Consider the following 24,397-nt stretch of genomic DNA (forward strand, 5'->3'; position numbering starts at 1 on the left):
CCACATTTTGAATTGTGAATATTTTCAACTGTGGGAGCTGGCTTGCCTGCGATGGGGCCCTCCAGAACACCCGAGACATTGACCATGACCACCCAACCCCGCATCGCCCTCATCGGCGAATGCATGATCGAACTGCAACACCGCGCCGACGGCAGCCTGCACCAAAGCTTCGGTGGCGACACCCTGAACACGGCGGTGTACCTGCGCCGCGAGCTGGGCGACAGCGCCAGTGTCGACTACGTCACCGCCCTGGGTGACGACAGCTTCAGTGATGCCATGTGCCAGCAATGGGCCGAAGAAGGCCTGGGCCTGGGTATGGTCCAGCGCCTGCCGGGACGCTTGCCGGGCTTGTACTGCATCCAGACCGATGCCGGCGGCGAGCGCAAATTTCTCTACTGGCGCAACGAAGCCGCCGTGCGTGACTGCTTCACCACGCCTGCGGCCGAGCCGATCCTGGCGGCATTGCCGGATTACGCCGTGGTGTATTTCAGCGGTATCACCCTGGCGGTGCTGGGTGAAGTCGGGCGAGAGCGCTTGCTGCAAGCTTTGATCGAAACCCGTCGCCGCGGGGGCAAGGTGGTGTTCGACAATAACTACCGGCCGCGTTTGTGGGCCAGCCTCGAGGCGGCGCGCGCGGCCTATCGCAAGGTCCTGGCCGAGGTGGATATCGCCTTGCTGACCGAAGATGACGAGCGTGCGCTGTTTGGTTATGCCGACAGTGAGCAGGTGTTTGCGGCGTATCCCGCGCTTGAAGAGGTGGTGCTCAAGCGTGGGGCCGATGCCTGTTTGATTCGTTGCGCGGGTGAGCGGTTTGCGGTGCCGGCGGTGAAGGTCGAGAAGGTGGTGGACACGACGGCGGCGGGGGATTCCTTCAGCGCGGCGTACTTGGCGAGTCGGCTCAAGGGTGGTTCGCCCGAGCAGGCTGGCGCTGCGGGGCATCGGCTGGCCAGTCGGGTCATTCAGGTGCCGGGCGCCTTGATTCCTCGGTGAATGGCCGCCTGCGGCGGTTCGCGGGCAAGCCCGGCTCCTACATTTGATTGGTGTACGCCGTCCAATGTGGGAGCTGGCTTGCCTGCGACAGCGGTTTACAGCCAAGCCCCTTAGTCGCGGTAGAACACCTGCACCAGGTGATAGCCAAACTTGCTCTTGATCGGCCCATGTACCACCCGCAGGGGTTTCTTGAAAATCACCGCGTCAATCGCCCCCACCATCTGGCCTGGCCGGATTTCCCCCAGGTCGCCGCCGCGTTTGCCGGACGGGCAGGTGGAATACTTCTTGGCCAGCACATCGAACGCTTCGCCCTTGGCGATGCGCTGCTTGAGCTGTTCGGCTTCTTCGCTGGTTTTCACCAGGATATGACGGGCTTGGGCTTTCATTGATCTCTACCGGGTACGTGCAACAACGGCGCGGGATTATGCCTGAACTCACTCGACGACGCTGATCATGCTGCGGATTTTCGTGGCCAGTACGTCAATGGAAAACGGCTTGGCCACCATGTCCATGCCGTCCTCCAGGAAGCCCTGGCGTTCGGCGGCCATCTCGGCATAACCGGTCATGAACAGTACGCGCAGGCCCGGGCGATGCTGGCGGGCGATTTCCGAGAGCTGTCGGCCATTCATGCCGGGCAGGCCAACGTCGGTGACCAGCAGGTCTACGCGCAAATCCGATTCGAGCAAGGGCAGCGCCGTGCGTGCATCCCCGGCCTGGTGCGCGGTGTAGCCCAATTCATCCAGCACATTGACCACCAGCATGCGCACCGCCGGGTCGTCTTCGACCACCACCACTGCTTCACCCTCCAGGGCCAGTGGCGCCTGGCTCAGGTGCGCCGGCAGGCTGCTTTCCAAAGCGGTGCCGTGCAGGCGCGGCAGGTACAGGCGCACGCAGGTGCCCTGGCCCGGTTCGCTGTGGATGGTCACGTGGCCACCGGACTGCTGGGCAAAGCCGTAGATCATCGACAACCCCAGGCCAGTGCCCTGGCCGATGGGCTTGGTGGTGAAGAACGGGTCGAATGCCTTGGCCAGGATCTTCGGCGCCATGCCGGTGCCGTTGTCGCACACCCCGAGCATCACATAATCGCCGGCTTTCACCGGTTCAAGGGTGGTGATATCGCTGCCGTCCAGGTAGCTGTTGGCGGTTTCGATCAGCAGATCGCCACCATCGGGCATGGCGTCGCGGGCATTGATCACCAGGTTGAGCAGGGCGTTTTCCAGTTGGCTGGCGTCGGTATTCACCGGCCAGATATCCTGGCCCAGTTGTACTTTAAGGCCGATATGCGCGCCCTTGGTGCGACGGAACAAGTCTTCCAGGGAGGCCACCAACTGGTTCGGGTCCAGGGGGCGCGGGTCCAGCGACTGGCGCCGCGAGAACGCCAGCAGGCGATGGGTGAGGGCGGCGGCGCGATGGGCGGAGGACACGGCGGCGTCGGTAAAGCGGCCGATTTCATCGCTGCGCCCGGCAGCGATATAGCGCTGCATCAGGTCCAGGCTGCCGATGATACCGGTGAGCATGTTGTTGAAGTCATGGGCGATGCCGCCGGTGAGCTGGCCCACGGCTTCCATCTTTTGCGCATGACGCAGGGCGTCTTCGGCCCGTTCGCGTTCGAACATCTCGTTTTGCAGGCGCTGGTTGGCCTCGGCCAGTGCCTGGGTGCGCTGGGCCACGCGTTCTTCAAGGTTTTCGTTGAGGTGGCGCAGGGCTTCTTCGGTGAGCTTGCGTTCGGTTTCATCGATCACAAAGATGTAGAAACCATTCACCGAGCCGTCATTGCTGAAGCGCGGCAGGTACTTCATCAGCGCATGACGGGGCCGCCCGTCGCGGTGCGGGGTGATGGTCATGAAACTGCACGCCTTGCCCTTGAGGGCGGCGGCGATCTTGTCGGCACGCCCGGCGTAGACTTCGGCACCGAGCACTTCGAGGATGGTCTTGCCGTACAGCTCCTGGGGCGTCATGCCGTACCAATCGAGGTAAGCGCTGTTGTTGAGGCGAAACCGCTCTTCGTGGTCGACATAACCGATCAGCACCGGCATGGCGTTGATGATCAACTGCAATTCGGTCTGGCTCTGGCGCAGGGCCTGCTCGGTGTGCTTGCGCTCGGTCAGGTCCAGCGCGGCCCCGAGAAAACGTGCCGGGCGCCCCTGTTGATCCTTGTAGCAGCGGCCCCGGGCAAACACCCAGCGCACTTGGCCGTCGGCTTGCAACAGGCGGTATTCCTCGGCGTATTCGGTGCCAAAGGTGATGCAGTGCTTGATGCTGCGGGCCACCATGCCACGGTCTTCGGGGTGCACGCCTTGCAGGTAATCGCTGATGGGCAGCAGGCCGGCATCATTGGGATCGACGCCGTGCAGGCATGCGAAGTGGGCGTCGGCGATAAAGCGGTCTTCACCGATATCCCAGTCCCAGGTGCCCACTGCATCGGTGGCGGCCAGTGCCAGTTGCAGGCGTTGTTCGGTGTTGTGCTGGGCCTTGAGGCTGTCTTCGGAGCGTTGTTGCAGCTCCAGGGCCTTGCTGCGGCGCTCGTTGGTTTCGATGGCGGTGACCAGAATCCCGGCGACGCTGCCGCTTTCGTCGCGCACCGGGCTGTAGGTCAGGTCCAGCCAGATCTCGGTGTCGCGGTGATTGCGTTGCAGCACAAAGCGCTGCTCGCTGAAGGTGCGCACCTGGCCGGCCAGGACGGCGTCATAGACCGGCGCGGTGAAGCTCTGCAGTTCCGGCCAGGTCTCATGCGCCGGTTGGCCCAGGGCCGCCGGGTGTTTATTGCCTACCAGCCGTGCGAAACCGTCGTTGTACAGCTGGGTGAGCTGGCTGCCCCATAGCAACAGCATCGGCATCGGCGCGTGGACGACGATGTCCACCGCTGTACGCAGGCTTTGTGGCCAGTCATTGGCCTCACCGAGAGGGCTTCGTGCCCAGTCCAGCCGCGCGATCAATGCTGCGGCGTCGCTGCCGGTGGATGTTCCATTCATGAAAAAGCCCTGAGCGTAACGCTTTGAAATATGACAACGGCCATTATCTCGTGGGAAATGGCTGAGTGACTACCCCGAAAAATAGCACGCATTGGGCCGTTGTCTTCAAAAGCCTGTCTCAGAGCTGAAACCTTTCATCTTTATGCCAGTTCAGGACGGTCGCGGAACTGCTCCAGGGCCTGCGGGTTAGCCAGCGCGTCGGTATTTTTCACCGCCTCGCCGTGCACCACGTTGCGCACCGCCAGTTCGACGATCTTGCCGCTGATGGTGCGGGGGATATCGGTGACAGCCAGGATTTTCGCCGGTACATGGCGGGGCGTGGTGTTGGCGCGGATCACCTCGCGAATCTGCTGTTGCAGAGCCTCATCCAGCGCCACGCCGTCCGTAAGGCGCACGAACAGCACCACACGCACGTCATCCTGCCAGCGCTGGCCGATAGCCAGGCTTTCTATTACCTGTGGGACCTTTTCCACCTGGCGATAGATTTCCGCGGTGCCGATCCGCACGCCGCCGGGGTTGAGCACCGCATCGGAGCGCCCGTGGATCAGCAGGCTGCCGCTGGGGCGTTGTTCGGCGTAGTCGCCCTGGGCCCACACACCGGGAAACTGGCTGAAATACGAGGCGCGCAGTTTTTTCTGGTCCGGGTCATTCCACAAGCCGATGGGCATCGCGGGGAAGTGTCGTGTGCACACCAGCTCGCCTTTTTCGCCGATCAGGGCTCGAGCGTGCTCGTCCCAGACCTCGATGGCCATCCCCAGGCTCTTGCACTGCATCTCGCCACGGCGCACCGGTAGTACCGGGTTGCCGATCACAAAGCACGAAACGATGTCGGTGCCGCCGGACATGGATGACAGACACAGCTCACCCTTGATCTCGCGGTACACATAGTCGTAACTCTGCGGCGACAACGGCGAGCCGGTGGAGATCAGACCTTTGAGGCTGCTCAGGTCATGGCTCAGGCGCGGTTGCAGCCCGGCTTTCTCCAACGTGCTGAGGAACTTGGGGCTGGTCCCGAACACGCTGATCCGTTCGGCATCGATCAGATCGATCAGGCGCTCCGGTCCTGGATAAAACGGCGAGCCGTCATACAGCACCGCCGTGGCGCCAAGGGCCAGCACCGACACCAGCCAGTTCCACATCATCCAGCCGCAGGTGGTGTAGTAGAACAGGCAGTCCTCGCGGGACAGGTCGGCGTGCAGGCCGTGCTCCTTGAGGTGAGTGAGCAGCACGCCGCCGGTGCCATGGATGATGCACTTGGGCACGCCCGTGGTGCCGCTGGAATAGAGGATGTACAGCGGATGATCGAACGGTACCGCGACGAACTCGGGTTCGCCGCTGGCTTGATAGAAATGATTCCACAGCGTGACAGTGGCCCGGGTTCGATAATCCTCAACCTGCGCCTGAGGTCGGGCGTAAGGCACGATGATCAGTTGTTCCAGGGAGGGTAGGCGTTCGAGGATTTCATTGAGCTTGGCGCTCTGGTCGATGTCTTTGCCGGCGTAGCGATAACCGGCACAGGTGATCAGTACCTTGGGTTCGATCTGGCCAAAGCGGTCGATCACGCCCTGGGTGCCGAAGTCTGGCGATGAACAGGACCAGATGGCGCCGAGGCTGGTGGTGGCGAGCATGCCCACCAGGGTCTGCCAGGTATTGGGCATGCATGCCGCGACGCGGTCACCCTGAACCACGCCGGCCGCCCGCAGGCTCTGTTGCAGGCCGGCCACGTGGGCGGCCAATTCGGCATAGGTCAGTTGTTCGCGCTGGCCGTCTTCGCTGATGGCGACCACGGCCGGGTGATCATCGCGACGGCGTAGCAGGTGCTCGGCGAAATTCAACGTGGCGCCCGGAAACCACTGGGCGCTGGGCATCTCGACGTCTTCGATCAGTACCGCGCTGGGCGGACTGCGAAATTGCACGCCGAAGAAATCGACGATGGCCCGCCAGAAATCCGGGCGTTGGTCGATGCTCCACTGGTGCAGGGCCGGGTAATCGTTGAGTTGCACGCCGTGACGGTCGTTGAGGTAGCGGCGGAACTGATCCATGCGCGTGTTGGCGATGCGTTCCGGGGAGGGTTGCCAGAGGATGTCGGACATAGAGCTGCCTCTTGTTCTTGTACACGTCTACCTAATCACACAGTTCTAAATTGTGGGAGCTGGCTTGCCTGCGATGGCGGCTTGTCAGTTGGCTAATTTGTCTCTGATACACCGCTATCGCAGGCAAGCCAGCTCCCACATTCGATCTTCTGTGCTTGGTCTATTGGGCCAGCCAACCACCGTCGATGTTCCACGCCGCGCCGCGTACCTGGCTGCCGGCCTCGCTGCACAGGAACAGCACCAGCTCGCCCAGTTGCGGCGGTGTCACGAACTCCAGCGACGGCTGTTTTTCCGCGAGCAAATCATGCTGCGCCTGCTGCGGGTCGACGCCGTTGGCGGCGCGGTCGTCGATCTGCTTCTGCACCAGCGGCGTCAGCACCCAGCCCGGGCAAATGGCGTTGCACGTGACATTGCTGGTGGCGGTTTCCAGGCCCACCACTTTGGTCAGGCCGATCACCCCGTGCTTGGCCGCCACATAAGCCGCCTTGCCTACCGAACCGACCTGGCCGTGCACCGAGGCGATATTGACGATACGCCCCCAGCCCTTGGTCTTCATGCCCGGCAGGCTCAACCGCGTGCTGTGGAACACCGACGACAGGTTGATGGCGATGATCGAATCCCAGCGCTCCGCCGGGAAGTCTTCCACCGCTGCCACATGCTGGATGCCGGCGTTGTTGACCAGGATGTCCACACCGCCGAACTCACGCTCGGCGTAGGCAATCATGTCGGCGATCTGCGCCGGGTCGCTGACGTCGGCCGGGTGATGGCCCACCTTGCCGCCAAACGCCTGCACCTGAGCGATCACCGCGCTGGCGTCGCCGAAACCATTGAGGATCAGGTTCGCACCTGCCTTGGCCAGGCTCAAGGCGATGCCCAGGCCGATGCCGCTGGTGGAGCCGGTGACCAGGGCGGTCTTGCCGTTCAATGTCGTCATGAAAACCTCACACAATGCCGGTGGCGTAGAAAGTGCCGATCACCACGAACACCGCGAGGGTCTTGATGATCGTAATGCCGAAAATGTCCTTGTAGGCTTCGCGGTGGGTCAGGCCGGTGACCGCCAGCAGTGTGATCACCGCGCCGTTGTGGGGCAGGGTGTCCATGCCGCCGCTGGCCATGGCCGCCACCCGGTGCAGCACTTCAAGGGGAATATTGGCCGCATGGGCCGCCGAAATAAAGCTTTCGGACATGGCCGCCAGGGCAATGCTCATGCCGCCCGATGCCGAGCCGGTGATGCCGGCGAGCAGGGTCACGGTAATCGCTTCATTGACCAGCGGGTTGGGGATGCCCTTGAGCCAGTCGGCCAGCACCAGGAAACCCGGCAGCGAGGCGATCACCGCGCCAAAACCATACTCGGACGCGGTGTTCATTGCGGCCAGCAGTGCACCGCTGACCGCGCTTTTGCTGCCCTCGGCCAGCTTGCTCTTGATCGCCGAGAAGCCGAACACCAGCACCACGACAATGCCCACCAGCAACGCCGCCTGCACCGCCCAGATCGCGGTGAGCTTGGCGATTTCAGTGGTCACCGGCGTGCTCATGCCCGGTAGCGCCAGGCTGTGGGTCTTGCCGTACCACTGCGGAATCCAGTGGGTGAACAGCAGGTTCATCACGCCCACCAGAATCAGCGGCGACAGTGCGATCCATGGGTTGGGCAATGCCAGGTTATCGGCGGTTTCCGGCTCGTTGCGCAGTTCGGTGCCGTAGCCTTCGCCGGCGCGCTGGGCCTTGTTGCGCTGGCGCGCCAGATACAGCATGCCGGCGCAGAACACGAAGATCGTGCCGATCAGACCCAGCCACGGTGCAGCCCAGGCGGTGGTGTTGAAAAAGGTGCTGGGGATGATGTTCTGGATCTGCGGCGTGCCGGGCAGGGCGTCCATGGTGAACGAGAACGCGCCGAGGGCGATGGTCGCGGGAATCAGTCGTTTGGGAATATTGCTCTGGCGAAACATCTCCGCCGCGAACGGGTACACCGCAAACACCACCACAAACAGCGACACGCCGCCGTAGGTGAGCAGGGCACACACCAGCACAATCACCAGCATCGCCTGGCGCGTGCCGAGCAGGCGGATCGCGGCGGCCACAATCGAACGGGAAAAACCCGACAGTTCGATCAGCTTGCCGAACACCGCGCCGAGCAGGAACACCGGGAAATACAGCTTGATGAACCCGACCATCTTCTCCATGAACACCCCGGTAAAGGCGGGCGCGACAGCGGAGGGGTCGGTGAGCAGTACCGCGCCAAGGGCGGCGATAGGGGCGAACAGGATAACGCTATAGCCACGGTAGGCCGCCAGCATCAGCAACGCGAGCGCTGCCAGGGCAATGATCACACTCATGGTGTGTCTCCATCGGATTGTTATTTTTGTGAGGTCTTGCGGTGGGAGGGGCTATAGCGAGATATGTGCCAGTTCGATAACTTGTTGAATTTAAAAGATAAAATATTATTTTTAGACGACGGCTTGGAGTTTTGTCTCGATCAAGAGACAGATTGAGGTCCAATGTGGGAGCGGGCTTGCCCGCGAAAGCGGTGTATCAGCTATAGATGTATTGACTGACCCGCTGCATTCGCGGGCAAGCCCGCTCCCACAGTAGATTGTCTGTTTTTGGAGATTTTTGTCTCTTTAGTGAGATTGGGGTATGCCTAACGCCACCATCTTCTTGTACAACGTCGACCGCCCAAGCCCCAACTGCCTGGCCGCCTCCACCACATTGCCCTCGCAGTCGCTGAGCGCCGCTGTGATGATTTGCCGATCAGACCGCTCCCGTGCGGCGCTGAATGACTCACCCTCGATGGTTCGCGCGCTGCTGCGCTCCACGGGGCTGAAGGTGCCGATGGCTGCGCGTACTTCCCGGGCATTCAACACCAAGTCGTCACTCAACAACGCCGCGCGCTCCAGCACGTTGCGCAACTCACGGATATTTCCTGGCCAGGCATGCTGAGCCAGCAGCGCCAAGGCTTCGCGGTCCAGTTCATGCTGGCTGCGCAGCTCTTCCAGGATCGCTTCGCTCAACGCCGGAATATCTTCCAGCCGCTCCCGCAATGGCGGTACCTGGATCGGCAGCACATTCAGCCGGTAATACAGGTCTGCGCGGAATTCACCGCGCTTGATGGCTGCCTCCAGGTCCATGGATGTGGCGGCGATCACCCGTACATCGCTGTGCAGCATTTCGTTGGAGCCTACGGGCTCGTATTCCTTTTCCTGCAACACCCGCAGCAATTTGCTTTGCAGCGGCAGGGGCATGTCACCGATTTCATCGAGGAACAGCGTGCCGCCCTGGGCAATCTGCAATTTGCCCGGACGACCCTTGCGGTCGGCCCCGGTAAAAGCGCCTGGCGCGGTGCCGAAGAATTCGGCTTCCAGCAGGTCGCCCGGAATCGCCGCGCTGTTGACGCTGACGAAGGCCTTGCCGGCCCGGGTCGATGCACCATGGATCGCCTGGGCCAGCAGTTCCTTGCCGGTGCCGGTTTCGCCCAGTAGCAGCACCGGTGATTCTGCGCTCGCACTGCGCCGTGCGCGGCGCTTGACTTCAAGGCTGGCGGCGCTGGTGCCGATAAAGTGCGCGAAGTTGTATTTACTCTGCCGTGAACGCAGCAGCGAACGGGTGGAGGCCAGCTCCTGTTGCAGGCTCAGGTAGCGTTCGATCAGCGGCGACAGGTTGCGCAATTCATCAAACAACGCAAAGCCGATGGCACCGATCACCGCGCCGGTATCGTCGTGGATCGGCAGGCGCATCACCACCAGCGGGCCTTTGGGCGTGTCCTGGATATCCAGCAGGATCGGCTGGTCGTTGCGCACCACCTGGCGCAGCAGGCTGTTGGAAATCACCTGCTCGCACGGCTGGCCGATGGCTTCGTCGGCACTTTTGAGCCCGAAGCGCCTGGCGTAGCGCTCGTTCATCCACACGATGTTAGCGTCGCGATCGACAATCACCGTGCCTTCGCTTGACTGCTCGATGATCTCGAACAGTGACTGGATGGCCAGGCCGCGAACCTGTTGGTAGTCCTTGAGGCTTTCGGTGATGTTCATAGTTATGGCGTCAACACAAATAAGGGGTGGGGGCGCGATCCTGTGGGAGCGGGCTTGCTCGCGAAAGCGTTGCATAAGTGCTGAATATACTGGCTGACACACCGCCTTCGCGAGCAAGCCCGCTCCCACAAGGGGAGCCGCGGTTACAGGGGGATATTGGCGGCGGCCAGCAGTTCTTTGGTGTACGGATGCTGCGGCGCTTCGAACACCGTATGACTCGCACCGCGTTCCACCACCTGGCCATCCTTGATCACAATCATGTCGTGGGCCATGGCGCGTACCACTGCCAGGTCATGGCTGATGAACAGGTAGGTCAGGCCATATTTTTCCTGCAGCTCGCGCAGCAACGCCACCACTTGTTTCTGCACGGTGCGGTCAAGGGCCGAGGTGGGTTCATCGAGCAGCATCAGTGCCGGTTTCAGCACCAGGGCACGAGCGATGGCGATGCGCTGGCGCTGACCACCGGAAAACTCGTGGGGGTAGCGATGACGGCTGGCGGGGTCGAGGCCGACGTCCTTGAGCACCCGGATCACTTGCGCATCGCGGTCGGCCAGGCTGCACGGCGCATGCACTTCCAGGCCTTCGCTGATGATCTGCTCCACGGTCATGCGCGGGCTGAGGCTGCCGAACGGGTCCTGGAACACCACCTGCATCTGTTTGCGCCATGGGCGCATCTGCTGGTGATTGAGCGGGTCGAGAGCCTCACCCTGGAAACGGATGCTGCCGGTGGAGTCCAGCAGGCGCAGAATCGCCTGGCCGAGGGTGGATTTGCCCGAGCCGGACTCGCCGACAATCCCCAGGGTCTTGCCGCGCTGCACGCTCAAGCTGATGTCGTCCACCGCACGCAGCCAGGTCTTGCGCCGGAACAACCCGCTCGCAAGGGGGAATTGCACCGTCAGGTCATCCACCTGCAACACGGTTTCGCGCTCATCACTGCACAGCGCGTCACCGGCGGGTTCAGCGTCCAGCAGCAGACGGCTGTAGGGGTGCTGCGGGGCGTTGAACAGTGTCTGGCAGTCGGCTTGCTCGACGATCTCGCCGGCACGCATCACGCACACCCGCTGGGCGATGCTGCGCACTAGGTTGAGGTCATGACTGATCAGCAGCAACGACATGCCCAGGCGTTGTTGCAACGACTTGAGCAGCAGCAGGATCTTGCGCTGCACGGTCACGTCCAGCGCGGTGGTGGGTTCGTCGGCGATCAGCAACTCCGGTTCGCAGGCCAGGGCCATGGCAATCATCACCCGTTGGCGCTGGCCGCCGGACAGTTGGTGCGGGTAAGCCTTGAGGCGTTCCCGGGGTTTCTGGATACCCACCAGCTCAAGCAGTTCGAGGATACGCGCCTGCGCCGCCTTGCCGCCCAGGCCTTTGTGCAGCAGCAGGGTTTCGCCGATTTGCTTTTCGATGCTGTGCAGCGGGTTGAGGGAGGTCATCGGCTCCTGGAAGATCATGGCGATACGGTTGCCGCGCAGCTTTTGCAGGGTGGCCGCCGACGCGCCGATCAGCGCCTGGCCGCGATAACGGATGGAGCCGGTGGTTTCAGTACCGGCTTCGGGCAGCAGTTGCAGAATCGAGTGGGCCGTGACGGACTTGCCCGAGCCGGACTCGCCCACCAATGCCAGGCATTCGCCGGGGCGCACGTCCAGGCTCAGGTTGCGTACCACCGTTTGGCCGCTGAACGCGACGCTGAGGTCGCGGATTTCGATCAGGTTCATAGGGGGGCACTCATGAGCGTGGGTCGAAGGCATCGCGTAACGCCTCGCCGATAAACACCAACAGCGACAGGATCAGCGCCAGGGTGAAGAACGCCGTCAGGCCCAGCCACGGGGCCTGCAGGTTCTGCTTGCCCTGGGCGATCAGTTCGCCCAACGAGGCGCTGCCCGCGGGCATGCCGAAGCCGAGGAAGTCCAGGGCGCTCAAGGTGGAAATCGCCCCGGTGAGAATGAACGGCAGGTAGCTCAGGGTGGCGGTCATGGCGTTGGGCAGAATGTGCCGGCGAATGATCTTGCCATCGCCCAGGCCCAGAGCCCGCGCGGCCTTGACGTACTCGAGGTTGCGTCCGCGCAGGAATTCGGCGCGCACCACGTCCACCAGGGCCAGCCACGAAAACAGCGCCATGATCCCCAGCAGCCACCAGAAATTCGGCTCGACAAAGCCCGACAGGATGATCAGCAGGTACAGCACCGGCAGCCCCGACCACACCTCGAGAATGCGTTGGCCGAGCAAGTCGACCCAGCCGCCGTAATAACCTTGCAAGGCGCCCGCCGCGATGCCGATGGCGGCGCTGATGGCGGTGAGTGCCAGGGCAAACAGGATCGACACCCGCGCGCCGAAGATCACCCGCGCCAGCACATCCCGCGACTGGTCATCGGTGCCCAGCCAATTCACCGTCGATGGCGGGCTGGGGGCAGGGCGGGTCAGTTCATAGTTGGGGGTGTCGTCACTGAACGGAATCGGCGGGAACAGCATCCAGCCGCCGTCCTGCTTGATCAGCTTTTGTACGTAGTCGCTGCGGTAATCGGCCTGGAACGGCAGTTGGCCGCCGAACTGCTGTTCGGTGTAGCGCTTGAATACCGGGAAGTACAGCTCGTTCTTGAAGCTCAGCACCAGGGGTTTGTCATTGGCGATCAACTCGCCGCCCAGGGTCAGGATGAACAGGCCGATGAACAGCCATAGCGACCACCAGCCGCGACGATTCTTCTTGAAACGCTCGAAGCGCCGACGGGCCACGGGAGACAGATTGAACATCAGGCGTTCCTCGCGGCAAAGTCGATACGCGGGTCCACCAGGGTGTAGCAGAGGTCGCCGATCAGTTTTATCAAGAGCCCGAACAAGGTGAAGATAAACAGCGAACCGAACACCACCGGGTAGTCCCGGGAGACCGCCGCTTCGTAACTCATGCGACCCAGGCCATCGAGGGAGAAGATCACCTCGATCAACAGGGAGCCGGCAAAGAACACGGCGATGAACGCCTGGGGGATGCCCGAGATCACCAACAGCATGGCGTTGCGAAATACATGGCCGTACAGCACGCGGCGTTCGCTCAAGCCTTTGGCGCGGGCAGTCACCACGTATTGGCGCGTGATTTCATTGAGGAACGAGTTTTTGGTGAGAATCGTGAGGGTGGCGAACCCGCCGATCACCAACGCGCTGACCGGCAGTACCAGGTGCCAGAAATAGTCGGCGATCTTGCCCACGGTGCTCAGTTCTTCGAAGTTTTCCGATACCAACCCGCGCACCGGAAACCAGTTCAGCGATGTGCCGCCAGCGAACACCACGATCAGGAACATCGCAAACAGGAATGCAGGCATCGCATAGCCAATCACGATGGCGGTACTGCTCCACACATCGAAGCTGCTGCCATGGCGCACCGCTTTGCGAATGCCCAGGGGGATCGACACCAGATAGGTGATCAAGGTGGCCCAGAGCCCGAGGGAAATGGTGACCGGCATTTTCTCCAGGATCAGGTCGATCACGGTCTTGCCGCGAAAGAAGCTGTTGCCGAAATCCAGCTGCGCGTAGCTCTTGAGCATCAGCCACAGACGTTCCGGCGCCGGCTTGTCGAAGCCATATTGTTTCTCGATGTCTTTGATCAGCTTGGGATCCAGACCCCGACTGGCACGGGAGCCGCCGCTGATGCCTTCCCCGGATGACCCGCCGACGGCTCCGCCGCCGATGCCTTGCAGGTGGGCGATGGCCTGTTCCACCGGCCCGCCGGGCGCGGCCTGCACGATCACGAAATTCACCAGCAGGATGATCACCAGCGTCGGGATGATCAGCAGCAGGCGCCGCACGATATAGGCAAACATCAGCGAGCGCCTCCGCGTTTTTTAAGCTCGGCTTGCATTTGTTCGTTGGTCAACGGCACGGGACTGATTTCCCACCAGGTTTCCAGGGCTTCGTCATTCTTGGCCTCGATGGCCGGACGGCCGAAACGGTTCCACCACGCAGCCGAGGTGCCCGGCGGGTAGTAATTGGGGATCCACAGGTAATTCCATTGCAGCACGCGGTCCAGGGCATGGGCGTAGGTGAGCATCTGCGCCTGGGTGTCTGCCTTGACCAGGCCCTTGATCAGGCTGTCGACGGCGGGGTCCTTGAGCACCATGTAGTTGTTGGCGCCCGGGTCGAACGCCGCTTCGGAGCCGAAGTAGTTGTACAGCTCCATGCCCGGTGAAGTGGTGACAGGGAAGCCGGTGACGATCATGTCGTAGTCCCGCGCCATCACCCGGTTCACATACTGTGAAGAGTCGATGCGACGGATATTCAGGGTAATGCCGATCTGCGCCAGGTTGCGCTTGTAGGGCAGCAGCAGGCGTTCCATGCCGCTCTGGGCGTTGAGGAAGGTGAATTCCAGTGGCTCACCGTCAGCGTTGACCAGTTTGTCGCCCACCGGCTTCCATCCGGCGTCCTCCAGCAGGGCCAGGGCTTGCAGCTGTTTGTCGCGGATCATGCCGCTGCCGTCGGTAACCGGAGCCTTGAATACCTGGGTGAAGACTTCGTCGGGCACTTGCCCGCGCAGCGGTTCCAGGATCGCCAGTTCCTCCTGGGTCGGCGGTTGACTGGCGGCCAGCGGGCTATTGGAAAAGAAGCTCTGCTGGCGGATATACAGGTTGCGCATCATCTGCCGGTTGGCCCACTCGAAATCCCACAGCATCGCCAGGGCCTGGCGCACGCGGCGGTCCTTGAACATGGGTTTTTGCACGTTGAACACGTAGCCCTGGGCCGGCTGCGGCATGTCCTTGGCCAGATGGGCACGCTGCAGGCGCCCGTCATCCAGCGCCGGGCCGTTGTAGCCGATGGAATAGCCGGTGGCGGAGAATTCGCGGTTGAAGTCGTAGGCGCCGCCGCGCAGCACCTGGCGGGCCACTTCGGTATCGCCGAAATACTCCAGGCTCAGGTGGTCGAAGTTGTACAGGCCGCGGCTGACGGGCAAGTCCTTGCCCCACCAATTGGGGTCGCGGGTAAAGGTGATGGTGCTGCCGGAATCGATCTTGCTGACCTTGTACGGGCCGCTGCCCAAGGGCGCCTCGTAGCCGCCGCCGTTGGCGAAGTCGCGGGTTTTCCACCAGTGCTCGGGAAACACCGGCAAGGTGGCGATGTCCAGGGGCAGGGTACGGTTTTCGTTGCTGGAGAAGTCAAAGCGCACCTGGCGCTCGCCTTCCACTTCCACGTGCTTGACGTCGGCAAACAGCGTGCGAAAGCGCAGGCTGCCTTGGGTCATCAGCAGATTGAAGCTGTAGCGCACGTCTTCGGCGGTGATGGGCTTGCCGTCGGCGAAGCGTGCCTTGGGGTTGAGGTAGAAGCGCAGGCACAGACCATCGTCCGAACGCTCCATCTTTTCCGCCACCAGGCCGTAGACCGTGTAGGGCTCATCCAGAGAGCGCTGGGCCAGAGGGGCGTACAGCCAGCCGTCGACCTGGGACACGCCAATGCCCTTGTCGATATACGGCAGCACATGATCGAAACGCCCGATCTCGATGGCCGAGCGCTTCAAACTACCGCCCTTGGGGGCGTTGGGGTTGGTGTAATCGAAATGGGTAAAGCCGGCACGGTACTTGGCCGGTTCGCCGTACACCGTGAGGTAGGGCTGGGGCGCCGCGATCACGGCGCTGCTGGCCAGCAGCAGGGCCAGGGTGGAGCCTAACAGGTTGGAAAAAGCCAGTCGCATTGTCAGCCTTGAGCGCCGCGTGAACAGGAGATAGAGATTTGTACGCTAACGGCATCAGCGTCGCCAGTCGTCCCATGCACAACGGCCCACCAAAAGGCGGGCCGTTGTTTATAGCATCAGCACAGACTGGATCAGTCCTGGCGGCTGGTGACTTCCAGCAGGTGGTAGCCGAACTGGGTTTTCACCGGGCCTTGCACGGTGTTGACCGGGGCGCTGAACACGACGGTGTCGAATTCCTTGACCATCTGGCCAGGACCGAACGAACCCAGGTTGCCGCCGTCGCGGCTGGACGGGCAGCTGGAGTTGGCTTTGGCAATTTCTGCGAAATCAGCGCCGCCTTCGATTTGGGCCTTGAGTTCGTTGCACTTGGCTTCAGTGGAAACGAGGATGTGACGGGCGGTGGCTTTGGCCATGGGAATAACTCCTTGAGTGAAAAGGGTGAGCCTACCGGATTCAGGCGGTTATTTCCCGGCAAAGTTCCCATGGATTGCCTGAACGGCCCGCCAGCCGGGGAGGCTGTGGTTCAGGCGCGGGCCATGGCGCCGCTGCGGGTCAGCCATTCGATGAACAGGGCAAACAGCTCGGCCTGGGAGTTGATCGCCAATTTGGTGTATAGATTCTTGCGGTGCATGCGCACGGTTTCGGGTGAGATGCCGAGCACCTGGGCGGTGGATTTCACCGAGTGACCACGCAGGATCAAGTGGGCAATTTCGCGCTCGCGTACGGTCAGCACGCCGCTGCCGAATCCCATGAACGCCGCCTCGATCTGCTGATGGGCCTGGGTCTGGTTAAATGCCTCATCGCTGACCATCCGGGCCAGCCCGCCGGTGGTGCCGAAGCGGCGCAGCAATTCGCGCACCATGGCCTGCGCCGACTTCTGCAAGGCCAACTGGTCTTCGCTGAATTGCCCGGCGCTCAAACCCTGGAACATGCACAGTGAAATCTTGCTGCAGGGGCCCAGGTCGACGATGTAATAACTTTCCTGGGCACCGCCGCTGCGCAGGTAATAGGTCTTGTAGTACTCGCTGTTGAAGAAATCGTCCGGCGCAATCTGCGCCAGGTGGTAGAAACCTTCGGCCAGCCCCTTGTCCACCGCCAGGCAGAACGGGTCCAGCAGGTAGCCCCGGGAAAAGTAGCGATGAATGATTTCGTCCTGATACGCCCGGGGAATGCCCTGGGAGTAGAGCAGATGCGGCGCCAGGCCCTGGCGCTCCAGGCTGATCATCATCGATTCGATGGGGGTGAGGGTGCACAACGCGGTGGCCAGGTGTTCGAGGAACGAGGCTTCGTCCACATGGATGAGGGCCTGGGCCAGGGCGTGATGCCAGGCTTCCAGTTGCTGCAGGGTCGGGGCAGGGCAGGCGGTCGTCATGACGGCCAGTCTACCCGCCCGCCTGTGCCCAGGCAAAAACGCCGAGACAGGCTCGGCGTCAGGCCTCATCGGCTTTGGTACTCGCCGCTGGCACGCAGTTCGGCAGCGGTGTCGAGGATGCACTGGCGCAGGGTTTCCACCACTTCATCCACTTGGGCATGGGTGATGATCAGCGGCGGCGACATCACATTCAAATGACCGATGGGACGCACCAGCAAGCCTTTGGCCTGGGCGCGCAGGTGGATTTTTTCGCCGATGTTGACCGCATCCGGCAGCAGGGCCTTGGTGCGTTTGTCCGCGACGAATTCGATACAGGCCATCAGGCGCTGACAGCGGATGTCCCCCACCAACGGCAGCTCGGCCAGGGTTTGCAGGCGCTGTTCCAGGTACACGCCGACATCCTCCACATGGGCCAGCAGTTGCTCGCGCTCGATGATCTCGATGTTCTTCAGGGCGGCAATGCAACTCACCGGATGACCGCTGTAGGTGAACCCGTGCGTAAAGCAGCGGCCCTTGCCCGGCTCGCCGATCACCTGCCAGATGCGGTCGGAGAAGATGCACGCGCCCAGGGGCAGATAACCCGAGGTCAAGCCCTTGGCGGTGGTAATGATATCCGGCTGCATGCCGAACACTTCCTGCGAGGCGAAGAACGCGCCGAGGCGTCCGAACGAGGTGACCACTTCGTCGGCGACGTACAGCAAGTCGTGGCGCTGGCACACTTCCCACATGCGGCGGTGATAGCCCTTGGGAGGAATGATCACGCCGCCGGAGCCCATGATCGGTTCGGCAAAGAACGCGGCCACGTTATCCGCGCCCAGGGTCAGGATCTTGTCTTCGAACTCGTTCACCAGGAAGTCGAGGAAGTCGGCTTCACTCATGCCTTCCGGCGCGCGGTAGTAGTTCGGGCAGGAGATGTGGTGGAACAGGTCGCTCATGAAGTCGAATTCGGGCGCGCGGTCGGCCGCCTTGTTGCCGATGGACATGGTCAGGAAGGTGGAGCCGTGGTAGGCGCTGAAGCGCGAGATGACGTGCTTCTTGGCCGGTTTGCCACGGCTGTTCTGATAGAACTGCACCAGCCGGTAGGCCGTGTCCACAGCGGTGGAGCCGCCGGTGGTGAGGAATACGTGGTCAAGGTCGCCCGGAGCCAGGCTGGCGAGCTTGGCGCACAGCTCGATGGCGGTAACGTTGGCCATGTCGCAGAACGGGTTGGAGTAAGCCAGCTGACGCACCTGATTGGCGATGGCGTCGGCCATTTCTTCACGGCCCAGGCCGATATTCGTACACCACATGCCACCGACGGCATCCAGGTAGCGATTACCGTGGGTGTCGTAGATGTAGGCGCCGTTACCCGCTGCAATATTCAACGAACCCTGTTCGCGGTGTTCGTCGAACATATGGAAACCGTGCATGTAGTGGGCCTTGTCGGCGGCGTCCAGCTTGTCGTGATCGAACTGGGCGAAAAATTCGGGATTTGGCAGAGTCATGGCATTTACCTTCAATGGCTGGGGTTCACTTGCCGGTCTTGACGGCATTCCAGGTACGGGTGATCAGGCGGACGGCAGCCTGGGGCTGGCTTTTTTGAGTGAACAGGCGCTGCATCGTCGCGGAGTCGGGGTAGATGGCCGGGTTGTCGCGGATATCGGCGTTGACCAACGGCTTGGACGCCAGGTTGCTGTTGGCGTAATGGATGGTGTTGCTGACGCCGGCCAGGGTGGCGGGTTGCAGGAGAAATTCGATGAACTTGTGCGCGTTGGCCACATGGGGCGCATCGGCGGGAATGTAGAAATTATCGAACCAGATCAGCGAACCCTCCTTGGGAATGAAGTAGTCCAGATTGATTTTGGCTCCGGCTTCCGTCGCGCGGGCCTGGGACGTGGCGTAATCGCCGGACCAGGTGGTGGCCAGGCACAGGTCGCCGTTGGCCAGACCGTTGATGAACCCACTGGAGTCGAACTTGCGAATGTAGGGGCGCACCGCCATCAGCACATCCTGGGCGGCCTTGAGGTCCTTGGGCGCGGCGCTGTTGGGGTCCAGGCCCAGGTAGGTCAGGGCCAGGGGGATCATATCGGTGGGCGAGTCCATGAACGTGATGCCGCAGTCGGCGAATTTCGAGATGATTTTTGGATCGAAAATCATCGCCAGCGAGCCGATGGGCGCATCCGGCATGCGTGCCTTGATCATGTCGACGTTGTACGTCACGCCGTTGCTGCCCCAGGTATAGGGCGCCGAGTAAGTGACGCCCGGGTCATGGGTTTCCAGGCTCTTGAGCACCAATGGGTCAAGGTTTTTCCAATCGGGCAATTGGGACTTGTCCAGCGGTTGAAACACTTTGCCCTTGATCAGCAGCGGCACCAGGGAGGCGTTTAGCAGTGTCAGGTCATAGCCCGAGCGACCAGAAAGCAGTTTGCCCTGCACGGTTTCGTAGGAGTCGTAGGTGTCGTAGATGACTTTGATGCCGGTGGCCTTCTCGAAGTCCGCCAAGGTGGTCTCGCCGATATAGTCCGCCCAGTTGTAGATGCGCAAGGTATTGCCCGGGTCGTCGGCGGCCCGGCTCAAGGGGGATGAGGCCAATACGACGGCGCTGAACAGAGCGATAAAGGCTTTATGCATGGGGACCCACCTTGAGTTTGTGCTTGTTATCAGGCTGAGGGACTGATTGCACTGTCAGGCAGGTCACCCTTGTGCGCCATACCCCGTTCGGGTAGGGCAGTGGGTCAGGCCAGGACGATATAGTCGTTCTGCTGGACGATGGGCGCATGCGGACCTGGTACCAGATGCAGGTAGCGACCGTCTACCAGGTCGATGGGCAGGCAGTCGTCGATATCCAGCACGCCATCGGTATGGGGCTGGGTCCAGTGGCGCAGCATCTGTTGCTTGCCTTTGCGGGTCGCTTCCTGCTTGTTGCGTGCAACCACCAACAGGTAGTGGTGGGCTTCACCGAAACGATTGGCCTCGTAGCCGCCAAGGTTGATGAAATACAGGCGATGGGCATCCGCCGTGGGCGCGAGGTGACTGAGGTTGATTTTCCAGCCGTCGACACCTTCGACCGCCATCCATGAATCGATATGCACGCCCTTGGGGCTACCGAACCAGGCGTCGCGCAACTGCGGGTAGGTGGCTTGCAGGGAGTCGCCCACGGCGAACACCACATCATGAACTTCGATCCGGGCCCGTGGGTGCTTGCCCCCGAGCATCGCGACAAACAGCATTGCAGGGTCTTCCTGATGATTTGGCAGGTAGCCACCATCCTTCGATTGAACCCTTCTGTCCAGTCAGTGCCACACTGATAATCCCCTAACTCGTCAGGAGGTTGTCATGCGAACCATTGATCTGGCCGGTGTGCCTGTGCCTGTGATCGGCCAGGGTACCTGGCGCATGGGTGAAGATCCGAACCAGCGTCGCGCCGAAGTCGCGGCGCTGCAACTGGGCATCGACGAGGGCATGACCCTGATCGATACCGCTGAAATGTACGCTGAAGGTGGCGCCGAAATCGTTGTGGGCGAAGCCATTCATGGTCGGCGCGATCACGTGTTCCTAGTCAGCAAGGTTTATCCGCACAACGCCAGTCACAAGGAGGTGCCCCGAGCATGCGAGGCCAGCCTGCAGCGATTGGGTACGGACTTTATCGATCTGTATCTGTTGCATTGGCGTGGCCAGTATCCCCTGGATGAGACCGTCGAAGCCTTTGAGCGTTTGCGTGAGGCAGGCAAGATCGGTCGCTGGGGTGTCTCCAATTTTGACGTGGCCGACCTTCAGGCGCTGAGCTCTACGGCCTGCGCCACCAATCAGGTGCTCTACAACATCGAAGAGCGCGGCATCGAATTCGATCTGTTGCCTTGGTGGCAACAGCATCACTTGCCCTTGATGGCGTACTGTCCGATTGCCCAGGGTGGAGCACTGCTGTCCAGTCCTACGCTCAAGCAGATTGCCCGTCGTCACGGGGTTACGCCTGCCCAAGTGTCCCTGGCGTGGGTGGTGCGTCAGCAGGGTGTGATCGCCATCCCCAAGGCCGTGACGCCTGAGCATGTGCGTCTCAATGCCGCCGCAGCCAACCTGGTACTCGATCAGCACGACCTGGACGCCATCGACCGCGTATTCGGTGCGCCTCAGCGCAAGCATCCGCTCGCCATGGTGTAGCCGACCGGCAGAAACGGCGCCGTCCCTGGCAGCCGTTTCCGCGAGAGGTCGACTTAGCCTGCTACAGGGCTGCGCCAGTCATCGGAGCCGGACGTGCCGGAGACTTCGTGTGTCCAGACGATCTTGCGATAGGCGAAGTACACATCCTCCAGGTGGGTGAAGTGGGCATTGTCGGGGTCCTGGCAATTGGGCATGCGCGACTGGATGTCCACAACGGTCGCGCCTTCGAGCTCGATGGTGAAGTAGTGTTCCTGAGTCCCGGCGGGGGAGGTGCGCAGCCATTCCAGTCGGCATTTGACCTCCTCGCCGCTGGTGAGCGCGCTGAACAACAGCGGCGAAGACTTATCGAACACCTTGCTGATCATCAGTGGTTTGTGGACCCGCTGCCCGGTCGGCTGACCCGATTGCGGGTCGCGGGGAATGATCACCTGATGGGAAAAACCCTGCACCAGGATCTGGTCCTCATGGCCCTCCTGGTAAATGTTGCCTACCGAGTCCTGGGTGAACGTGCCCGCGGTAATCAAACCCTGTTTGACACCGGTAATGGAGAGGTACGCGGGTGTTGGCATAAATGGTTTCCTTGCCTGATTGAGAGGTAGACCCAGCCGGTGAGTATTCCGAGTGGGCAATTGCCTATATCAAGAAGCGTGCCTGAATTAATGAAAGCCAATGAATACGTTGAAAGGTGGGTGTTGTTGTTTTGATTGGGCGCGAAGTTCAGGTGTTTTACGGATTTTTAGGTGAGGTTGTTTGCACATAAGTGCGCATTTAGTTGCTCATGTTGATAGTTGAGGTTGCAACTAGGAAATAGGGCGGGTGTCGCGTGGTAGTCAGTATCTAGCTGCGCAATACGCTGCGCAGGTCTTGTTTTTTAAAGGTTGTAGGAAATTGCTTAAGTGTCATTCGCTTGCTTGCTGAATATTTTTTGCATGGCTAAGGTTTGCAGACTTCGTGAAAGACGAAGAAAGATCAAATACGGTTTTGCATAACGACTGGCTGCGGCTAGTTGGGTTTTTACTTTTTATCGCTGCGTGGACCGTTAATGGATTATTCGGAAAAGCTCTGTGCTCATTATCTGGAACTTGCACTTTTGCCTTGCTCGCAAACAAGTTTTGCGGGTGACGACATGCGTTTTTCCAATGAGTATGAAGCGCTTGAGGCCGAGTGGCGCAAGGCACAATCGATCCATGGCATGGGGCAGCCGGATTGGCAGAAGATCATTGATATCAGCGAATGCCTGCTGCGCCAGCACACCAAAGACTTGAGGGTCGTGGTCCGGCTGACGTGGGCGCTGCACCAGCGCGAATCCTATGCCGGGCTGCTGGCGGGGCTTGGGCTGTTGCGTCATCTCTGTGAGCACCAGTGGGCAGTGGTCTATCCCGAGAAAACACGAACCCGTGCAGCGGCGTTCAGTGCATTGGTGCTGCGCCTCGAGCCCCTGTTCGCCCAGCCGCTCTCACTGCAGGACCAGCAGCCGCTTTTCCAGGCTGTCTTGAAACACCTGATCAGGCTCGATGAGCTATGGACCCTGCATTTGGGAGAGGAGGCACCGCTGTTGTTGCCGGTACGCAGGCAATTGGCCCAGCGTCTGGAGCACCTTGTCGAATCCGGGGAGCCGCAGGCGAGCGGCGTGATTGCTCAGGTCAAGCAGGCTGCCACTCGCTTGTTCACTCCCGAAACAGTTGTCGATAACGAAAAAGACGCGCACAGAGTGTTGCGCATGCTGCAGGAACAGGCACGCGTCCTGTGCACCTGGTGGCTGCGTCAGAGCGCCACCGACCTGCGCGCCTTGCGCTTGAGCCGAACCTTGGCATGGTTGGTCGTCGGCAATTACCCCGAGGCTGACAAAGAGCGTGTCACGGCACTGCGTGCGCCGGCGCCCGACAAGCTCAAGCGTTATCAGGAGCGCCTTGTGCAGGGACATCACGCCGACCTGGTGCTTGAGCTGGAGGCCACTCTGGCGGGGGCTTTGTTCTGGTTTGACGGGCTGCATATGCTCTGGACCTGCCTTGAGTCCTTGCAGGCCGGACCGGCCATGACCGAGCTGGAAGTGACGTTCGCCTTGTTGCTTCAACGCCTGCCGGAGTTGCCCGAATTTCGCTTTCACGATGGAGCGCCCTTTGCGGGAACTGCAACGCGTGACTGGATCACCCTCCATGTAGCTCCACACCTGGAAAAAAAACACTCGCCGTGTCTGCCGGTGGATGTCGGTGCGTTGCCTTGGGAGACCGCTTTGCATGACGTGATGCCAACGTTGAGAAAGGAAGGGCTCAAGCCCGCGGTACATGCACTCAAGCAAGGCATGTCCCACGCTGGCGGCGAACGGGCTCGTTTTCATTGGCGACTGGCACTGGCTCGGTTGTGTGCGCAGGCGGGCAAACACGACTTGGCGAGGATCCAGCTCGAACACCTCGACCATGAATTGCAAAGCGCAGGTCTTGATCGTTGGGAGCCGGAGCTGGCCCTTCAAATTGCCCACCTGTTGTACCGCTGCTGTGAGTTGTCACCGCAAAGTCATGCCGTGCGCGAGCGTAAGGAAGATACCCACCGAAGGTTGTGCCGCTTCGATCTCGAAGCGGTACTTGAATAGCCTTTCGAGTCACCCGAAAAGGAGAAACACCATGGCCAAAGAAGGCTCGGTAGCCCCCAAGGAACGCATCAATATCACCTTCAAACCCGCTCTCGGCGGGGCTCAGGAAGAAGTCGAGCTGCCGCTGAAGTTACTGGTGCTGGGCGATTTCACTCAGCGCGAGGACGTCCGCAAGCTCGAAGACCGCAAGCCGATCTCGATCGACAAGAACACTCTGGATGATGTGTTGGCCAAGCAGGCGTTGAGTCTGGCGCTGAGTGTGCCGAATCGCCTTCAGGCGTCCGCTGATGCTGGAGACCTGGCCATTGAGGTGCGCATCAACTCGATGAAGGATTTCAACCCTGCCCATTTGGTCGAGCAGATTCCCGAGCTGCAGAAGCTGATGGTATTGCGCGAGGCGTTGATGGCGCTCAAGGGTCCCCTGGGCAATACGCCGAGCTTTCGCAAAGCCATCGAGCAAGCGCTGGCCGATGAAGATTCCCGCGCACGGGTACTGGCGGAACTGGGGCTCAGTCACCCCGCAGCCTGACATTTCAGTAAAAGGACACTG

General features: G+C 61.3%; 20 protein-coding genes. 4 read left to right on the forward strand and 16 right to left on the reverse strand.

The genetic code is table 11. From position 1 onward, the window contains the following. Window positions 1-84: 84 nt before the first annotated feature. Window positions 85-990: a sugar kinase gene (locus ACW9IB_RS06230; RefSeq protein WP_457412777.1), complete on the forward strand. Its 906-nt coding sequence runs from the start codon at window positions 85-87 to the stop codon at window positions 988-990. 110 nt (window positions 991-1,100) lie between these two features. Here ACW9IB_RS06230 and ACW9IB_RS06235 read toward each other — a convergent pair whose 3' ends face one another. From ACW9IB_RS06235 to ACW9IB_RS06305, 15 genes are all read right to left on the reverse strand, one after another. Beyond that, a complete protein-coding gene (locus ACW9IB_RS06235; RefSeq protein ID WP_034098324.1) occupies window positions 1,101-1,376 on the reverse strand; it encodes a peptidylprolyl isomerase in 276 nt (91 codons plus the stop codon). A 48-nt stretch (window positions 1,377-1,424) separates the two neighbouring features. Next, complete coding sequence (locus ACW9IB_RS06240; RefSeq protein WP_457412779.1) at window positions 1,425-3,962, reverse strand: PAS domain-containing protein; 2,538 nt, start codon at window positions 3,960-3,962, stop codon at window positions 1,425-1,427. A 140-nt stretch (window positions 3,963-4,102) separates the two neighbouring features. Next, the gene (locus ACW9IB_RS06245; RefSeq protein WP_457412780.1) at window positions 4,103-6,055 is read right to left on the reverse strand and encodes an acetoacetate--CoA ligase; all 1,953 of its coding nucleotides are present in this window, start codon (window positions 6,053-6,055) and stop codon (window positions 4,103-4,105) included. A 160-nt stretch (window positions 6,056-6,215) separates the two neighbouring features. Further along, window positions 6,216-6,989 (reverse strand): 3-hydroxybutyrate dehydrogenase, encoded by a 774-nt coding sequence (gene hbdH, locus ACW9IB_RS06250; RefSeq protein ID WP_457367969.1) that lies wholly within the window; start codon window positions 6,987-6,989, stop codon window positions 6,216-6,218. A gap of 7 nt (window positions 6,990-6,996) precedes the next feature. After that, window positions 6,997-8,388, reverse strand: a complete 1,392-nt coding sequence (locus tag ACW9IB_RS06255) for a GntP family permease (RefSeq protein ID WP_457367970.1) — start codon at window positions 8,386-8,388, stop codon at window positions 6,997-6,999. A 285-nt stretch (window positions 8,389-8,673) separates the two neighbouring features. Next, window positions 8,674-10,080 carry a sigma-54 interaction domain-containing protein gene (locus ACW9IB_RS06260; protein WP_457412781.1) on the reverse strand — a complete coding sequence of 469 codons (1,407 nt, stop codon included), beginning with the start codon at window positions 10,078-10,080 and terminating at the stop codon, window positions 8,674-8,676. A 143-nt stretch (window positions 10,081-10,223) separates the two neighbouring features. Continuing rightward, window positions 10,224-11,795 carry an ABC transporter ATP-binding protein gene (locus ACW9IB_RS06265; protein WP_457412782.1) on the reverse strand — a complete coding sequence of 524 codons (1,572 nt, stop codon included), beginning with the start codon at window positions 11,793-11,795 and terminating at the stop codon, window positions 10,224-10,226. A 10-nt stretch (window positions 11,796-11,805) separates the two neighbouring features. Continuing rightward, entirely contained in the window at window positions 11,806-12,828 is a 1,023-nt protein-coding gene (locus ACW9IB_RS06270) for an ABC transporter permease (RefSeq protein ID WP_457412783.1), read from the reverse strand. After that, window positions 12,828-13,889 carry a microcin C ABC transporter permease YejB gene (locus tag ACW9IB_RS06275; RefSeq protein WP_457367974.1) on the reverse strand — a complete coding sequence of 354 codons (1,062 nt, stop codon included), beginning with the start codon at window positions 13,887-13,889 and terminating at the stop codon, window positions 12,828-12,830. Before ACW9IB_RS06275 ends, ACW9IB_RS06270 begins: the two co-directional genes overlap by 1 nt. Continuing rightward, a complete protein-coding gene (locus ACW9IB_RS06280) occupies window positions 13,889-15,748 on the reverse strand; it encodes an extracellular solute-binding protein (protein ID WP_457412785.1) in 1,860 nt (619 codons plus the stop codon). The genes ACW9IB_RS06275 and ACW9IB_RS06280 overlap by 1 nt, the downstream gene beginning before the upstream one ends. Window positions 15,749-15,879: 131 nt before the next feature. After that, window positions 15,880-16,161 carry a peptidylprolyl isomerase gene (locus ACW9IB_RS06285; protein WP_431753212.1) on the reverse strand — a complete coding sequence of 94 codons (282 nt, stop codon included), beginning with the start codon at window positions 16,159-16,161 and terminating at the stop codon, window positions 15,880-15,882. Window positions 16,162-16,271: 110 nt separating this feature from the next. After that, on the reverse strand, window positions 16,272-17,120 hold the full coding sequence (locus tag ACW9IB_RS06290) for a response regulator transcription factor (protein ID WP_457412786.1): 849 nt from the start codon (window positions 17,118-17,120) through the stop codon (window positions 16,272-16,274). Between the two features lie 65 nt (window positions 17,121-17,185). After that, window positions 17,186-18,604, reverse strand: a complete 1,419-nt coding sequence (locus ACW9IB_RS06295) for an aminotransferase (RefSeq protein WP_457412788.1) — start codon at window positions 18,602-18,604, stop codon at window positions 17,186-17,188. 25 nt (window positions 18,605-18,629) lie between these two features. After that, window positions 18,630-19,730: a polyamine ABC transporter substrate-binding protein gene (locus tag ACW9IB_RS06300; RefSeq protein ID WP_457412789.1), complete on the reverse strand. Its 1,101-nt coding sequence runs from the start codon at window positions 19,728-19,730 to the stop codon at window positions 18,630-18,632. Window positions 19,731-19,834: 104 nt separating this feature from the next. Beyond that, window positions 19,835-20,329, reverse strand: coding sequence for a DUF1543 domain-containing protein (locus ACW9IB_RS06305; RefSeq protein ID WP_457412791.1), 495 nt, complete (start codon window positions 20,327-20,329; stop codon window positions 19,835-19,837). 106 nt (window positions 20,330-20,435) lie between these two features. Between ACW9IB_RS06305 and ACW9IB_RS06310 the strand changes: the two genes are divergently transcribed. After that, the gene (locus tag ACW9IB_RS06310) at window positions 20,436-21,257 is read left to right on the forward strand and encodes an aldo/keto reductase (RefSeq protein WP_457412793.1); all 822 of its coding nucleotides are present in this window, start codon (window positions 20,436-20,438) and stop codon (window positions 21,255-21,257) included. Window positions 21,258-21,310: 53 nt separating this feature from the next. Here the strand turns inward: ACW9IB_RS06310 and ACW9IB_RS06315 are convergent, their stop codons facing one another. Then, on the reverse strand, window positions 21,311-21,826 hold the full coding sequence (locus ACW9IB_RS06315; protein WP_457367981.1) for an Hcp family type VI secretion system effector: 516 nt from the start codon (window positions 21,824-21,826) through the stop codon (window positions 21,311-21,313). Between the two features lie 473 nt (window positions 21,827-22,299). Here ACW9IB_RS06315 and tssA point away from each other — a divergent pair, with 473 nt between their 5' ends. Both tssA and tssB read left to right on the forward strand, forming a co-directional pair. Continuing rightward, window positions 22,300-23,847 carry a type VI secretion system protein TssA gene (gene tssA / locus ACW9IB_RS06320; RefSeq protein WP_457412794.1) on the forward strand — a complete coding sequence of 516 codons (1,548 nt, stop codon included), beginning with the start codon at window positions 22,300-22,302 and terminating at the stop codon, window positions 23,845-23,847. 31 nt (window positions 23,848-23,878) lie between these two features. Continuing rightward, complete coding sequence (gene tssB, locus ACW9IB_RS06325) at window positions 23,879-24,376, forward strand: type VI secretion system contractile sheath small subunit (protein ID WP_457412795.1); 498 nt, start codon at window positions 23,879-23,881, stop codon at window positions 24,374-24,376. The last annotated feature ends 21 nt before the right edge of the window (window positions 24,377-24,397 follow it).

The sequence above is a fragment of the Pseudomonas sp. SDO524_S393 genome (assembly GCF_054071875.1).

Excerpts from the sequence above, each read along its gene's own strand:
- ACW9IB_RS06305 (WP_457412791.1), bottom strand. The coding sequence starts at position 20,329 with ATGCTGTTTGTCGCGATGCTCGGGGGCAAGCACCCACGGGCCCGGATC.
- ACW9IB_RS06260 (WP_457412781.1), bottom strand. The coding sequence starts at position 10,080 with ATGAACATCACCGAAAGCCTCAAGGACTACCAACAGGTTCGCGGCCTG.
- ACW9IB_RS06295 (WP_457412788.1), bottom strand. The coding sequence starts at position 18,604 with ATGACTCTGCCAAATCCCGAATTTTTCGCCCAGTTCGATCACGACAAG.
- hbdH (WP_457367969.1), bottom strand. The coding sequence starts at position 6,989 with ATGACGACATTGAACGGCAAGACCGCCCTGGTCACCGGCTCCACCAGC.
- ACW9IB_RS06290 (WP_457412786.1), bottom strand. The coding sequence starts at position 17,120 with ATGACGACCGCCTGCCCTGCCCCGACCCTGCAGCAACTGGAAGCCTGG.
- tssB (WP_457412795.1), top strand. The coding sequence starts at position 23,879 with ATGGCCAAAGAAGGCTCGGTAGCCCCCAAGGAACGCATCAATATCACC.
- ACW9IB_RS06285 (WP_431753212.1), bottom strand. The coding sequence starts at position 16,161 with ATGGCCAAAGCCACCGCCCGTCACATCCTCGTTTCCACTGAAGCCAAG.
- ACW9IB_RS06310 (WP_457412793.1), top strand. The coding sequence starts at position 20,436 with ATGCGAACCATTGATCTGGCCGGTGTGCCTGTGCCTGTGATCGGCCAG.
- ACW9IB_RS06230 (WP_457412777.1), top strand. The coding sequence starts at position 85 with ATGACCACCCAACCCCGCATCGCCCTCATCGGCGAATGCATGATCGAA.
- ACW9IB_RS06240 (WP_457412779.1), bottom strand. The coding sequence starts at position 3,962 with ATGAATGGAACATCCACCGGCAGCGACGCCGCAGCATTGATCGCGCGG.
- ACW9IB_RS06275 (WP_457367974.1), bottom strand. The coding sequence starts at position 13,889 with ATGTTTGCCTATATCGTGCGGCGCCTGCTGCTGATCATCCCGACGCTG.
- ACW9IB_RS06255 (WP_457367970.1), bottom strand. The coding sequence starts at position 8,388 with ATGAGTGTGATCATTGCCCTGGCAGCGCTCGCGTTGCTGATGCTGGCG.
- ACW9IB_RS06235 (WP_034098324.1), bottom strand. The coding sequence starts at position 1,376 with ATGAAAGCCCAAGCCCGTCATATCCTGGTGAAAACCAGCGAAGAAGCC.
- tssA (WP_457412794.1), top strand. The coding sequence starts at position 22,300 with ATGGATTATTCGGAAAAGCTCTGTGCTCATTATCTGGAACTTGCACTT.
- ACW9IB_RS06315 (WP_457367981.1), bottom strand. The coding sequence starts at position 21,826 with ATGCCAACACCCGCGTACCTCTCCATTACCGGTGTCAAACAGGGTTTG.
- ACW9IB_RS06280 (WP_457412785.1), bottom strand. The coding sequence starts at position 15,748 with ATGCGACTGGCTTTTTCCAACCTGTTAGGCTCCACCCTGGCCCTGCTG.
- ACW9IB_RS06245 (WP_457412780.1), bottom strand. The coding sequence starts at position 6,055 with ATGTCCGACATCCTCTGGCAACCCTCCCCGGAACGCATCGCCAACACG.
- ACW9IB_RS06270 (WP_457412783.1), bottom strand. The coding sequence starts at position 12,828 with ATGTTCAATCTGTCTCCCGTGGCCCGTCGGCGCTTCGAGCGTTTCAAG.
- ACW9IB_RS06265 (WP_457412782.1), bottom strand. The coding sequence starts at position 11,795 with ATGAACCTGATCGAAATCCGCGACCTCAGCGTCGCGTTCAGCGGCCAA.
- ACW9IB_RS06300 (WP_457412789.1), bottom strand. The coding sequence starts at position 19,730 with ATGCATAAAGCCTTTATCGCTCTGTTCAGCGCCGTCGTATTGGCCTCA.